Genomic DNA, 12,278 nt, shown 5'->3' with positions numbered 1-12,278 from the left:
GCCAGGCCGAACCCGACCGGGCGCGCGCCCCGCCCACCAGGGACAGGTGGGCGCGGCGGGGTTCGACGCGGCGGCCGAGAACCAGGTCACACTCCCCCGCGTTCACCGGGTCCGCGACGCGGGGCAGCTGGCGCGGGTCCAGGGACGCGTCGGCGTCCATGAAGCAGACCACGTCCGCGGTGGCCGCCAGGAGCCCCGCGTGGCAGGCGGCGCCGAACCCCCGCCGGGGCTCCCGCACGACCAGCGCGCCGTACCGGGCGGCGATCAGGGCCGAGTCGTCGGTCGAACCGTTGTCCACGACGATCGGACGGTAACCGGGCGGCATCCGCCCCAGCACCCAGGGGAGCGCGGCCGCCTCGTCCAGGCAGGGCAGCACGACATCGATCATGCGGCGAACTCCTTGACGCCGTCCGCGAACCGGATCTGCGCGTGGAAACCCAGGTCGCGGGCCGCGGCGGCGGGTGAGGCGACGATGTGGCGGACGTCCCCGAGACGGTACTGGCCGGTCGTCACCGGCTGCGGGCCGCCCGTCTGGACGGCGAGGGCGGCGGCCAGGTCGCCGACCGTGTGCGGGGTGCCGCTGGCGACGTTGTACGGGGTGAGGGCGCCAGGGGTCCCCGCGTCCAGGGCCAGGACGTTGGCCCGCGCCACGTCGCGAACGTGGACGAAGTCGCGCCGCTGGCCGCCGTCCTCGAAGACCTGCGGCGGGCGGCCTGCCAGGAGGGCCGACAGGAAGATCGAGGCGACCCCGGCGTAGGGAGTGTCGCGCGGCATCCGGGGGCCGTAGACGTTGTGGTAGCGCAGGGCGACCGCGGTGCCGCCGGTCTCGCGGGCCCAGTTGGCCGCCAGGTGTTCCTGGGCGAGCTTGGTGGTGGCGTAGGCGTTGCGTGGGTCCAGGGGGGCGTCCTCGGCGATGACCGCAGGTGTCAGCACCGCGTCGCAGACCGGGCAGCGGGGGTCGAACCGGCCCGCGGCCAGGTCCGGCGCGCGCCTGGGGCCGGGACGGACGCGGCCGTGCTCCCGGCAGTCGTACGCGCCCTCCCCGTACACCACCATGGACGAGGCGAGCACCAGCCTGCCCACTCCGTGCCTGGCCATCGCGGCGAGCAGGACCGCCGTGCCGTGCACGTTGACGGACGCGTAGTCGGGCAGGTCCGCCACGTCCACCCCGAGGCCGACCTTGGCGGCTTGGTGCACCACGGCGTCCACGCCGGGCAGCAGCCGGTCGAGCGTGTCGCCGTCACGTACGTCCACGCCCGTCAGGACGTCGGCGGGCAGCACCTCGTGCTCCAGCGCCTCCGCGACGTGGCTGCCGATGAAGCCCGATGATCCGGTGAGCAACACTCGCATGCCGCCGATCCAACACCCGCCCCGGCCCCCCGGATCTTACGAACAGGGAACGGCGGGGCCTACGGCTCGCGGAGGTGGTTGACGAGGCGTTCGAGCTGGTCCGCGTAGTAGGCGCCGAACTCCGGCGAGGACGGGTCGCGGTCGGAGATCGCGCGGACGAGCTGGGGGAAGGCGATGCCCGCCGCGGCCATCGCGAACACCGCCACCAGGAACGCCTCCGGGTCGAGGTCGGCGGGGAACTCCCCTTCCTCCTGGCGACGGCGCAGGTCGGCGAGGTTGCGACGGACGTCCGCCACGAAGGCGGGGGCGAGCGGGACGTCGCCGGTCAGGCCCTGCCAGACCAGCAGCTTGCCGAAGTCGGGCTGCGTGGCGTTGAACCGCGCGTATCCGGCGACGAGCTCCCCCAGTGAAGTCGAGGGGTCGGCGAAGCCGCTCTCCTCGCGCTGCCAGCGCTCGGACAGCGCCTGGTAGAGCCCCTCCTTCCCGCCGAAGTAGTAGGAGATGAGCTGTTTGTTCACCCCGGCTCCGGCGGCGATCTCGCTGACCCGCGCCCCCGCGAAGCCCTTGGCCGCGAACTCGGCGACCGCCGCCCGCAGGATGCGGGCCTTGGTGCGCTCGGGGTCGCGCTGCCTCTCCTCTGGCGCTCGTCTCATGCCCGGGAGTCTATCATCCATCCGGATGGTTGACAGAATCATCCGAATGGATGATAGTCGAGGCATGACTGAGCACATCGCGATCATCGGCGGCGGAGTCGGCGGACTCTGCCTGGCCCAGGGCCTGCGCAAGGCGGGCAAGCACGTCACCGTCCACGAGCGTGACCGCACCCCGACCGACCGGCTCCAGGGCTACCGGGTGCACATCGACCCCAACGGAGCCCGCGCGCTGCACGACTGCCTGCCTCCCGACCTGTGGCAGGCGTTTCTCGACACGACCGGGCACGGCGGGCAGGACTTCGGGTTCCTGACCGAGCAGCTTCGCCCGCTCGCCCTGATCGAGGCGGCCGAGGCGAGCGACCCGACCGGCGACCACCACTCGGTCAGCCGCATCACGCTCAGGCAGGTGCTGCTCTCGGGGCTCGACGAGGTGGTGCGGTTCGGCAGGACGTACGAGCGCTACGAACGCCTGCCCGACGGCCGGGTGGAGCTGTTCTTCGCCGACGGCTCCAGGGAGACGGCCGACATCGTGGTGGCCGCGGACGGCGGCAACTCGCGGGTGCGCGCCCAGTACCTGCCGCACGCCCAGCGCGTCGACACCGGCATCATCACCGTCGCGGGCAAGTTCCCGCTCACGGACGAGACCAGGAAGCTGATCTCGCCCCGGCTGTCAGACGGCCCGAACAGCATCATCCCGCCCACCGGCATGGGCATGTTCTGCGCGCCGCACGACCTGAGCGACGGCGCGCGCTCGCAAACCCCGGAGGCGCGGGTGGCGGGACCCGGGCCGGCCACGGAGCGTCCGGGCGCACGGACGGCGACGGGCATCGGGGTGACAGAGCAGGCGGGCGCGCTCATGGACAACGCCGCCAGCTACGTGCTGTGGGCGCTGGGCGCCGCGAAGGAGCGCTTCCCGTCCGACATTTCGGAAATGTCAGGCGCGCAGCTCAAGGCCGCCGTGGCCCGCATGATCGAGTCCTGGCACCCCGACCTCCGCACGATGGTCGACCTGACGGACCCCGACACGGTCTCGCTGCTGCCGATCCGCACCTCGGTGCCGATCGGCCCGTGGCAGGCCACCAACATCACGCTGCTCGGCGACGCCATCCACAGCATGACCCCGATGCGCGGCGTCGGCGCCAACACCGCGCTGCGCGACGCCCGGCTGCTCTGCCAGGCGCTGACCAGCGGGCAGGACCCGGTCGAGGCCATCGCGGGCTACGAGGCGCGGATGCGCGAGTACGGCTTCGCCGCCGTCCGCGACTCGCTGAAGGCCGCCGAGCAGTTCATCGGCGAGGGCAGGGTGGCCAGGCTGGGGTTCAAAACGTTCCTGCGCACGGTCCAGCACTTCCCGTCGCTGAAGGCGAGGGTGTTCGCATAGGAGTAGAGAATGGGGCGGAAGCCGCGCGTATCGGTGGAGGGTGGATGCGGGTCGGGATTCTGGGGCCGCTCCAGGTGGCCGGGGCCGCGGTCGGCGGCGCGCGGGTGCGGGCGCTGCTGGTGCGGCTGGCCCTCGACCCCGGCAGGGTGGTGACCGCCGACCGGCTGATCGAGGACCTGTGGCCGGGCGAGCCGCCCGCGCATCCGATGGCGGCGTTGCAGTCGCTGGTGTCGCGGGCGAGGCGGGAGGCGCCGGGCCTGATCGCGTCCCATCCGGCCGGGTACCTGCTCGACGTGCCCGCCGGTGAGGTGGACGCGATCGCGTTCGAGCGGCTCGCACGCGCCGGACATGCGGGGGCCGCGCTGGAGCTGTGGCGGGGAGCGGCGCTCGCCGACGCCGCCGACCTGCCGTTCTCACGGGCCCCGGCCGCGCGGCTGGAGGAGCTGCGGCTGACGGCGCTGGAGGCGCGCGTCGCCGCCGGGCTGGAGCGCGGCGGCGACATGGTGGCGGAGCTGGAGGAGCTGGTCGCCGCGCACCGGCTGCGGGAGCCGTTCCACGCGTTGCTGATGCGGGCGCTGGTGGCGGGCGGGCGGCGGGGCGAGGCGCTGGAGGTGTTCGAGCGGATCAGGGCCGCGCTGGCCGACGAGCTGGGCGTCGATCCTGGCGCCCGGCTGAGGGACGCGCACCTGGCGGCGCTGCGCGACCCGGAACCGAGGACCAACCTGCCCGCCCAGGTCACCAGCTTCGTGGGACGTTCGCAGGACGTCTCCCGACTTCGCGGACTGCTGGAAAAGGTACGTCTCGTCACCCTCGTCGGCCCGGGCGGTGCCGGGAAGACGCGCCTGGCCATCGAACTGGCGACGATCCTCGCGCGGCGCGACCCGGCAGGGCCGCCGACGGCGGAACCCCTCGGAGGCGGGCGAGGGGCCGCCGGGTTCGACAGGATCTGGCTGGTGGAGCTGGCCGCGGCGGCCGAGGTGCGGACGGCCGTCGAGGGCGTGCTGCGGGCGACCTCCACGGCCCCCGAGCTGTGGGCGGCCGACCTGGTGGGGGCGCTGCGCGGTACGTCCCCGCTGATCGTCCTGGACAACTGCGAGCACGTCGTCGAGGACGCCGCGCGGGTGACGCGGTGGCTGCTCGCCGAGGTTCCCGGGTTGAAGATCGTCGCGACCAGCCGGGAACCTCTGGACATCCCCGGCGAGACGCTGCACCCGGTGCTGCCGCTGCCCGAGGCCCCCGCTGTCGAGCTGTTCCGTGACAGGGCCGCCGCCGCCCGTCCCGACCTGCGGGTGGACCCCACTCAGGCGGCGCGGATCTGCCGTGAGCTCGACGGCGTCCCGCTCGCGATCGAGCTGGCCGCCGCCAGGCTGCGCACGATGTCCGTGGGCATGCTGGTGGAGCAGCTCGGTGACCGGCTGGCCTTCCGCGGCGGACGCACGTCCGAGCCGCGCCACCGCACGCTCCGCGCGGTCATCGACTGGAGCTGGAACCTGCTCTCGGAGCCGGAGCGGACCCTGCTGCGCGGGCTGACCGTCTTCTCCGGCGGCGCGAGCGCGGAGGCGATCGCCCGGGTCTGCGGCGGCGCCCCCGACCTGCTCGCGTCCCTGGTCGACAAGTCGCTCATCGCCGTCTCCGGCGACCGCTACACGATGCTGGAGACCATCAGGCAGTACGCCACCGGCGACCTGCGTCGCCACGGCCGAGGAGCTGCTCACCCCCGCCCTGGACGGCTTCCGGCAGACCGGCGACCGCTGGGGCCATGGGTTCGCGCTCTACTGGCTGTCGCTCGCCGCCGAGAACCGGGGCGACTTCCCTGGCGCGCTCGCGCTGGCGGAGGAGTCGGAGCGGGTCACGCGGGAGCTTACCGGTCTGGAGTCGCCCAACGGGCCGATCATGTTCCTGGTGCGGCTCGGCCAGCTCAGGGCCAGGACGGCCGACCTGGCAGGGTCCGCCGCCGTCCTGGGGCTGGCCTGGGAGACGGCGCTGCGGGCCGAGGACCAGCTGGGGCTGGCCCGGGTCCTGCACGCCCGCGCGGAGCTGGCCAGGCGCTCCGGCCGCCCGGACGAGGCCGCCCGGCTGCTCGACCGCGCCCTGGCCATGGACGTCCAGGCCCCCGCCCAGTTCAGGGCGTTCATGAACGTGGAGCTGGCCCGTGTCGCCGACCCCGTGGAGCCGTCGCGCCGGGCGCTGGAACTCATGGAGACGTGCCCCGACAGGACTGCCCGCGCCACCGTCCTGGAAGGCGTCGCCGAGCACCGCGAGCCGCTCCTGGCGGCCGAGCTGATCGGCGCGGCCCGGGTGCTGCGCGGGATCACCGGCTCGGCCGACCCGTTCGTGCGGGCGCTGGCCGAGCGGTGCCGGGCCGAGCTGGGCGCGGAGCGTTACCGCGACGCCCTGGCCAGGGGCGCGTCGATGCCGAACCCCGAGAGGTACGCGCTGAGCCCGCTCTCGTCCCCGTGATAGCCGATGTAGCCGTCGGGACGCACCAGCATGACGCCCTCCTGGCCGGGGAGCGGCGGATGGACCACGATCGCGTCGCCGTACTCCCGGCCGGTGTCGGCGAGCAGCAGGAAGTGGGTGCCGCGCTGCGCCTCGAAGAGCGCGCCGAGGCGTTCGCCGCCGCGCTCGCCGACCGACAGCGGGCTGCCGAGGTAGGCCAGGTCGAGCTGGTTGGTGTCGTGGCCCCGCCAGTGCTCGCGGTCGCGGTACAGCCGGGTGCTGAGGCCCAGCACGTGCTCGGCCACCGCCATCCGCTCGTCCTCATAGGTGTCGATCAGCGCCGCCGATCCGCCGGCGAGCTTCCAGCCGAGGTTGTAGGCGTCCTGGACCCCGGTGTTGAGCCCCTGGCCCCCGGCGGGTGAGTGGACGTGCGCGGCGTCACCGGCGAGGAACACCCTGCCGACGCGGAACCGCTCGGCCATCCTGATGTTGACCCGGTACTCGGAGCGCCAGACGATCTCGTCCAGCCTGACATGCGGCGCGCGGGCGGCCACGACGGCGGCCAGGTCGTCCTCCCCCGTGTACGGGGCGACGAGCTGGAACACGTCCGTCCCCGGCAGCGGGCAGAGGCCGAAGTGCATCGTCCCGGCGGCGGCGTCGCCCCAGACGTGCCAGTGCTCCCGGTCCAGGTCGCCGGTCTCGACGTCGGCGAGCAGCATCCGCTCACTCTCGTACGTCTCGCCCGCGAAGCCGACGCCGAGCCGCTTGCGCACGGAGCTGCGCCCGCCGTCGGCGCCGACCAGGTAGGCGCAGCGGACCGTCTCGCCGCTGCCGAGTGTGGCGGTCACGCCGTCGGCGTCCTGCTCGACCCCGGTCACCTCGACGCCGAGCTCGACCCGGTGGCCCAGCTCGGCCAGCCGGTCGCGGAGGATCCGCTCGGTGCGCCACTGCGGCTGCATGACCAGGTTCGGGTACGGGACGCCGTCGGAGGGCTCCCGCGGTTCGTCCATCCGCCCCTCCCAGACGACCTGGTCGCCCTGGTAGGACCTGATGGGCGGGTAGCCGCCGCCGGTGGCGAGGATCTCGCCGATGACGCCGAGGTCGTCGAAGACCTCCAGCGTGCGCGGTTGCAGGCCCTTGCCGCGCACGCCGGTCGGGTGGGTGTTCGCCCTCTCCACGATGCGCAGGTCCACGCCACGGCGGGCCAGCTCGATGGCCAGGGTCAGTCCCGTCGGCCCGGAGCCGACGATAAGTACGTGTGTCATGGCCCCGACGATGCGCCGCCCCGCTGCCAGTTCTCTGTCACCGCTGCCGACCGGCCGCGATGGCAAGCTTCCGTCCGGCTGGAGAATGCGCCAGGGTGGGGGCAGGTTCCACCGCGACATGAGGAGACACGTGGCCGAGCCAGGCACGCTCGATACCAAGGGCAGCGACTTCGCCCGACTAGCTCACAAGATTGCCGACGCCGGTCTCCTGAACCGGCGTCCTGTGTATTACGCGGTGCGACTGAGCCTCGCCGTCACGGCCTACCTCGGCGGCTGGGCGCTGTTCTGGTGGCTCGGCGACTCGTGGTGGCAGCTCCTGGTCGCCGCGCTGCTCGCGGTGGTCTTCGCGCAATTCGGGTTCGTCGCGCACGACCTGGGCCACCGGCAGGTCTTCAGGACGCGCCGGCCGAGCGACGTCGCCGGGCTGCTCATCGGCAACCTCGGCATCGGCCTCGGCTGGGGGTGGTGGAACACCAAGCACAACCGCCACCACGCCAACCCCAACCACGAGGACCATGATCCGGACGTGTCACCGGCCGTGATCGTCTGGTCGGACGAGCAGGTCGCCAAAAGTCAGGGGTTGCCCAGGTTCGTCGCCAGATGGCAGGGGATCCTGTTCTTCCCGCTGCTGACCCTGGAGGGGTGGCACCTGCACGTCGCCAGCGTCAAGGCGCTGCTGAAGCCGTCGGCCAGGCGCCGCGGCCTGGAGGCGGCGCTGCTGGCGGCCCACTTCGCGGCCTACTTCGGGGTGATCTTCGCCACGCTGCCGCTCGGCAAGGCCCTGGTGTTCCTCCTGGTGCACCAGGGGCTGTTCGGCGTCTATCTCGGCAGCACGTTCGCGCCCAACCACAAGGGCATGCCGATCCTCACCAAGGACCACAAGCTCGACTTCCTACGCAAGCAGGTGCTGACGTCGCGCAACGTCAGAGGCAACCTGTTCATGGACGTCGCGCTCGGCCAGCTCAACTACCAGATCGAGCACCACCTGTTCCCCAACATGCCCGCGCCGAACCTGCGCCGGGCGCAGCCGATCGTCCGGCAGTACTGCGCGGACCTGGGCGTCAGCTATCTGGAGACCGGGCTGCTCAGCTCGTACGGGCAGGCGCTGCGGCACCTGCACGAGGTCGGCGCGCAGCTGCGCTGACCGGCTCGGGGGTGGGCGCGACCCCGCCCCCTCATCCCTCCAGGCCGGCACGCCGTCGCAGGTCGTCGCGGCGGCGTTCCAGCTCGGCGATCAGCCCCTGCTGCTCGTCGGCCATACCGATCAGGGCGCCGATCTCGGTCTGGTCGGTCGCCCCCATGTCGCCGATCTGGTCACGGAGCTCCTTGTTCTCGGCCTTCAGCCGCACCAGGTCGGCTTCGACCTGCTGGAGCTCATCCTCAACACTCATCTCCTTTCTTTACCCGCAAAGGCCGCGTCCGCACTCGATTCCGGGCGTGGCGCTCTGGCGTCCACAATGGGGGCCATGCGTAGGTTGCAGGCCACGACGTTGGTGTCGCTCGCGGCGGCCGCCCTGACCCTGGGCGGCACGCTCGCGATGTGGCTGCTGGTCACGCCCGGCACGCAGCCGGGCATCCCGGACGTGGTGCTGCCGCTGGTCGGTTGCGCGGCGCTGATGGCGCGACTGAGGTACCCGGTGGCGGTGCTCATCGTCGTGTCGGTGACCGTCGCGTTCTACTACCCCTACGCGCACCTGGACGGGCCGATGATCGTGCTCCCGCTCGTCGCCCTCTACACCGCGGCCGACCAGGGGCATCTCATCGCCGCCAGCGTCACGGGCGCGGTCTCGGTGATGGGCATGGGGTGGGGCGAGACGACCGAGGTCAGGCACGTCGACAACACGCTGTTCATGATGATCACGGGCTGGGTGGTGGCCGCCATCGCGTTCGGCGGCGTCACCCGCAACCGCCGCGCCTACCTCCAGGAGGCCCAGCAGCGCGCGCTCGACGCCGAGCACTCCAAGGAGGAGGAGGCCAGGCGGCGCGAGAGCGAGGAGCGGCTGCGCATCGCCAGGGAGCTGCACGACGTCCTCGGGCACAACATCTCCATGATCAACGTGCAGGCCGCGGCGGCGCTGCACGGCCTGAAGAAGCGGCCCGAGGACGCCGAGGCGGCGCTCAGGACGATCAAGGACACCAGCAAGGAGACGCTGCGCGAGCTGCGCACCACGCTGGGCATGCTGCGCCAGGTCGACGAGGACGCGCCCACCGCGCCCGCCGACCGGCTGGCCCAGGTCGACGCGCTGGTCGCCACGACCGGCCTGACCGTGCGGACCGAGCTGTCGGGCTCGCTCGACCAGGTCCCCACCGAGGTGGACCTGGCCGCGACCAGGATCATCCGCGAGGCGCTGACGAACGTGTCACGGCACTCCGGCACCTCGCATGCCACGCTGACGATCGACCGCAAGCCCGGACAGCTCGTGATCCGCGTGGAGGATGATGGTCCGGGAGCCTCGTACACCGAGGGCAGCGGGTTCGGGCTGCAGGGCATGCGCGAACGCGCCATCGCGCTCGGCGGCACCCTCCAGGCGGGCCCCCGACCGGAGGGCGGCTTCCAGGTCGTGGCCGACCTCCCTCTGACCGCAACGCCATGACCCGCACCTCCCGCCCCCGCCCCCGCCCCCTGACCGCAGCACGTCCGATCGGAGCACGATGATCCGCACACTCCTCGCCGACGACCAGACCCTCGTGCGGGCCGGGTTCCGTTCGATCCTGAGCGACGAGGACGACATCGAGGTGGTCGCCGAGGCCGCCAACGGCGACGAGGCGGTGGTGCGGACCCGTGACCTCCGCCCCGACGTGGTCCTCATGGACATCCGGATGCCCGGCACGGACGGCCTGGAGGCGACCCGCCAGATCGTCACCGACCCCCGCCTGGACGGGGTCCGAGTGATCATCCTGACCACGTTCGACCTCGACGACTACGTCTACGGCGCGCTCAGGTCGGGCGCGAGCGGCTTCCTCGTCAAGGACACCGAGCCCGCCGAGCTGATCCACGCCGTCAGGGTGGTGGCCAGGGGCGACGCGCTGATCGCGCCCTCGATCACCAGGCGGCTGATCGCCGAGTTCGCCGGCCGGGTGAAGCGTCCGGAGCCGGGCCCCGAGCTGAACGCGCTGACCGACCGCGAGCGCGAGGTCATGACGCTGGTCGCGGCCGGCCTGTCGAACGACGAGATCGCCGCCCGCCTGGTGCTCAGCCCGGCCACCGCGAAGACGCACGTCAGCCGCATCATGACCAAGCTGGGCACGCGTGACAGGGCGCAGCTCGTGGTGCTCGCCTACGAGGCCGGCATGATCACCCCGGGCTGGCTCACCCCCTGAGGGCCACCAGCACCCCGGGCTCTTTACTCCCTGGGTAGTACGGTCGGCGGCGGATCCGTCCACGGGATGTACGGCACGTGCATGCTGGAGCATGACGCGCCGGAGTGGGCCGTTACCGCATGCTTCTCGGCATGGACACCGTCGACCTCGCCCGCCTGCAGTTCGCGCTCACCGCGGGCGCGCACTTCCTCTTCGTGGCCCTGACTCTCGGGCTGGCGACGCTCGTCGCGGTCGTCCAGACCTGGGCGACGCTCACGCGCAGCCCCGTCCACGAGCGGATGACCCGGTTCTGGGGCCAGCTTTACATCATCAACTACGCGATGGGCATCGTCACCGGGCTGGTGATGGAGTTCCAGCTCGGACTGTCGTGGAGCGGGCTGACGGAGTTCGCCGGCAACGTGTTCGGGGCGTCGCTGGCGATCGAGACGCTGGTGGCGTTCTTCGTCGAGTCGACGTTCCTCGGGCTGTGGATCTTCGGCTGGAACCGGCTGAACCGCTGGGCGCACCTGGGGCTGATCTGGGTCGTCACCCTCACGGCCTACGCCTCGGCGTTCTGGATCCTCGTCTCCAACGGCTTCCTGCAGAACCCGGTCGGCCACCGGCTCGTGAACGGCGCGCTCGAACTGGCCGACTTCGGCGCGTTGGTGGCCAACCCGGCCGCCCTGGTGGCCTTCGGGCACGTCATCGGCGGGGCGATGGTCACGGGCGGCTTCTTCATGGCCGGGGTGAGCGCCTACCACCTGGCCAAGCGCACCGCCGAGCAGGAGTTCTTCCGCAAGTCGCTGCGGATCGGGGTCGGTGTGGCGCTGCCCGCGACCCTGTTCACCGCGACGTTCGGCGGGTTCGGCTTCGAGACCCTGCAACCGACCAAGGCGGCCGCGTGGTCGGGCGACGCCCGGCAACTGGCCGAGGCTCAGGCGCGGATGGTGGCCGAGCACGGGCCCGGCGACTACCTGCCGCCGGTGGGCTGGGTACAGGGCGCGGCCCTCACCATGATGATCCTGTTCGCGCTGCTGTTCTTCTGCGGCGGGCTGAGCTTCGTGCTGATGCTGATCCGCCCGGCCGTGCGCAGCTTCCGGCCGTGGCACTGGCTGCTGGTCGCGCTGATCCCCGTCCCGTTCGTGACCATGCTCGCCGGGTGGGTCTTCCGCGAGCTGGGACGCCAGCCGTGGGCGGTGTACGGGCTGCTGAAGACGTCCGAGGCGATGTCGCCGGTGACGCACGCGCAGATCACCTTCTCGCTGACCGCGTTCGTGACGGTGTTCGCAGTGCTGATCCTGATCAACTACTGGCTGCTGGCCCGTACGGCCCGGCGCGGGCCGGAGGCCGTCGCCCTGGGCGGCGGCGAGCGCCAGGCCGAGACCGCCCCCGCCCTGACCTTCTGAGGAGCCGACATGGAGATCTTCATCCTGGCCTTCTTCGCGCTCGGCTACCTCGTGCTGGCCGGGGCCGACCTCGGCGTCGGCATGCTGCTGCCGTACCTGGGGCGCTCGCCCGGCGAGCGGCGCGAGGTGATCGCCGCGATCGCGCCGTTCTTCCTCGGCAACGAGGTGTGGCTGGTGGCGACGGCGGGCGTGCTCGCCGGGCTCTTCCCCGAGCTGGAGAGCGAGCTGCTGAGCGGGAACTACTCGGTGATCGTGGCGCTGCTCGTGGCGTGGGTCGTCCGCGACATGGGGCTGTGGCTGCGCGGGCGGGTGCCCGCGGCCGCCTGGCAGCGCTGTTGCGACGGCGCCGTGGTCGCCGGGAGCTGGGGGCTGGCGTTGAGCTGGGGGTCGCTGCTCAGCGACGTCCTGGTCGGCATCGACGGGCCGATGTCGCTGCTGGCCGCGCTGGCGGTGGCCACGCTGTTCGCCGCGCACGGGCTGGCCT

General features: G+C 72.3%; 13 protein-coding genes and 1 pseudogene. 8 read left to right on the top strand and 6 right to left on the bottom strand.

Annotation, left to right across the window (positions count from 1 at the left end):
• The 3 genes from ABZ297_RS43930 to ABZ297_RS43920 form a co-directional block, all read right to left on the bottom strand.
• A partial coding sequence (locus tag ABZ297_RS43930) for a glycosyltransferase family 2 protein (RefSeq protein ID WP_355359557.1) occupies positions 1–388 on the bottom strand: 388 nt, incomplete at its 3' end.
• Positions 385–1,350: an NAD-dependent epimerase/dehydratase family protein gene (locus tag ABZ297_RS43925; protein WP_355359554.1), complete on the bottom strand. Its 966-nt coding sequence runs from the start codon at positions 1,348–1,350 to the stop codon at positions 385–387. The genes ABZ297_RS43930 and ABZ297_RS43925, both read right to left, overlap by 4 nt.
• A gap of 59 nt (positions 1,351–1,409) precedes the next feature.
• Positions 1,410–2,003, bottom strand: a complete 594-nt coding sequence (locus tag ABZ297_RS43920) for a TetR family transcriptional regulator (protein ID WP_355359551.1) — start codon at positions 2,001–2,003, stop codon at positions 1,410–1,412.
• A gap of 64 nt (positions 2,004–2,067) precedes the next feature.
• On the opposite strand from ABZ297_RS43920, the gene ABZ297_RS43915 reads away from it, so the two are divergent.
• A complete protein-coding gene (locus ABZ297_RS43915; protein WP_355359548.1) occupies positions 2,068–3,384 on the top strand; it encodes an NAD(P)/FAD-dependent oxidoreductase in 1,317 nt (438 codons plus the stop codon).
• A gap of 44 nt (positions 3,385–3,428) precedes the next feature.
• Positions 3,429–4,445 (top strand): annotated as a pseudogene (locus ABZ297_RS43910) (AfsR/SARP family transcriptional regulator); the annotation flags it as partial.
• A 239-nt stretch (positions 4,446–4,684) separates the two neighbouring features.
• Here the strand turns inward: ABZ297_RS43910 and ABZ297_RS43905 are convergent.
• Positions 4,685–5,008, bottom strand: coding sequence for a hypothetical protein (locus ABZ297_RS43905; RefSeq protein WP_355359563.1), 324 nt, complete (start codon positions 5,006–5,008; stop codon positions 4,685–4,687).
• Positions 5,009–5,277: 269 nt separating this feature from the next.
• On the opposite strand from ABZ297_RS43905, the gene ABZ297_RS43900 reads away from it, so the two are divergent.
• Positions 5,278–5,844, top strand: coding sequence for a hypothetical protein (locus ABZ297_RS43900; protein ID WP_355359560.1), 567 nt, complete (start codon positions 5,278–5,280; stop codon positions 5,842–5,844).
• Here ABZ297_RS43900 and ABZ297_RS43895 read toward each other — a convergent pair.
• Entirely contained in the window at positions 5,766–7,088 is a 1,323-nt protein-coding gene (locus ABZ297_RS43895) for an FAD-dependent monooxygenase (RefSeq protein WP_355359545.1), read from the bottom strand. The genes ABZ297_RS43900 and ABZ297_RS43895 overlap by 79 nt on opposite strands.
• Positions 7,089–7,206: 118 nt before the next feature.
• Between ABZ297_RS43895 and ABZ297_RS43890 the strand changes: the two genes are divergently transcribed.
• Entirely contained in the window at positions 7,207–8,232 is a 1,026-nt protein-coding gene (locus ABZ297_RS43890) for an acyl-CoA desaturase (RefSeq protein WP_355359542.1), read from the top strand.
• Positions 8,233–8,263: 31 nt separating this feature from the next.
• Here ABZ297_RS43890 and ABZ297_RS43885 read toward each other — a convergent pair whose 3' ends face one another.
• Entirely contained in the window at positions 8,264–8,479 is a 216-nt protein-coding gene (locus ABZ297_RS43885; protein ID WP_350807969.1) for a hypothetical protein, read from the bottom strand.
• A 75-nt stretch (positions 8,480–8,554) separates the two neighbouring features.
• Here ABZ297_RS43885 and ABZ297_RS43880 point away from each other — a divergent pair, with 75 nt between their 5' ends.
• The 4 genes from ABZ297_RS43880 to ABZ297_RS43865 form a co-directional block, all read left to right on the top strand.
• Positions 8,555–9,682, top strand: coding sequence for a sensor histidine kinase (locus ABZ297_RS43880; protein WP_355359539.1), 1,128 nt, complete (start codon positions 8,555–8,557; stop codon positions 9,680–9,682).
• Positions 9,683–9,740: 58 nt separating this feature from the next.
• Positions 9,741–10,409 carry a response regulator transcription factor gene (locus ABZ297_RS43875; protein WP_355359536.1) on the top strand — a complete coding sequence of 223 codons (669 nt, stop codon included), beginning with the start codon at positions 9,741–9,743 and terminating at the stop codon, positions 10,407–10,409.
• Positions 10,410–10,540: 131 nt separating this feature from the next.
• Positions 10,541–11,794, top strand: coding sequence for a cytochrome ubiquinol oxidase subunit I (locus ABZ297_RS43870; protein WP_355359533.1), 1,254 nt, complete (start codon positions 10,541–10,543; stop codon positions 11,792–11,794).
• Between the two features lie 9 nt (positions 11,795–11,803).
• Positions 11,804–12,278, top strand: a 475-nt coding sequence (locus tag ABZ297_RS43865) for a cytochrome d ubiquinol oxidase subunit II (RefSeq protein ID WP_355359530.1), incomplete at its 3' end; no start/stop codon positions are given.

Origin of the sequence: Nonomuraea sp. NPDC005983, assembly GCF_040614375.1 — a bacterium.
Taxonomy (GTDB): Bacteria; Actinomycetota; Actinomycetes; order Streptosporangiales; family Streptosporangiaceae; genus Nonomuraea.
The sequence above is the reverse complement of the archived record's forward strand: the minus strand, read 5'-3'. Positions and strand labels throughout refer to the sequence as shown.

Bases quoted from the DNA above. Each gene is read 5' to 3' on its own strand.
- ABZ297_RS43925 (WP_355359554.1), bottom strand. From the start codon at position 1,350: ATGCGAGTGTTGCTCACCGGATCATCGGGCTTCATCGGCAGCCACGTC.
- ABZ297_RS43920 (WP_355359551.1), bottom strand. From the start codon at position 2,003: ATGAGACGAGCGCCAGAGGAGAGGCAGCGCGACCCCGAGCGCACCAAG.
- ABZ297_RS43915 (WP_355359548.1), top strand. From the start codon at position 2,068: ATGACTGAGCACATCGCGATCATCGGCGGCGGAGTCGGCGGACTCTGC.
- ABZ297_RS43905 (WP_355359563.1), bottom strand. From the start codon at position 5,008: ATGAGCGACTTGTCGACCAGGGACGCGAGCAGGTCGGGGGCGCCGCCG.
- ABZ297_RS43900 (WP_355359560.1), top strand. From the start codon at position 5,278: ATGTTCCTGGTGCGGCTCGGCCAGCTCAGGGCCAGGACGGCCGACCTG.
- ABZ297_RS43895 (WP_355359545.1), bottom strand. From the start codon at position 7,088: ATGACACACGTACTTATCGTCGGCTCCGGGCCGACGGGACTGACCCTG.
- ABZ297_RS43890 (WP_355359542.1), top strand. From the start codon at position 7,207: ATGAGGAGACACGTGGCCGAGCCAGGCACGCTCGATACCAAGGGCAGC.
- ABZ297_RS43885 (WP_350807969.1), bottom strand. From the start codon at position 8,479: ATGAGTGTTGAGGATGAGCTCCAGCAGGTCGAAGCCGACCTGGTGCGG.
- ABZ297_RS43880 (WP_355359539.1), top strand. From the start codon at position 8,555: ATGCGTAGGTTGCAGGCCACGACGTTGGTGTCGCTCGCGGCGGCCGCC.
- ABZ297_RS43875 (WP_355359536.1), top strand. From the start codon at position 9,741: ATGATCCGCACACTCCTCGCCGACGACCAGACCCTCGTGCGGGCCGGG.
- ABZ297_RS43870 (WP_355359533.1), top strand. From the start codon at position 10,541: ATGGACACCGTCGACCTCGCCCGCCTGCAGTTCGCGCTCACCGCGGGC.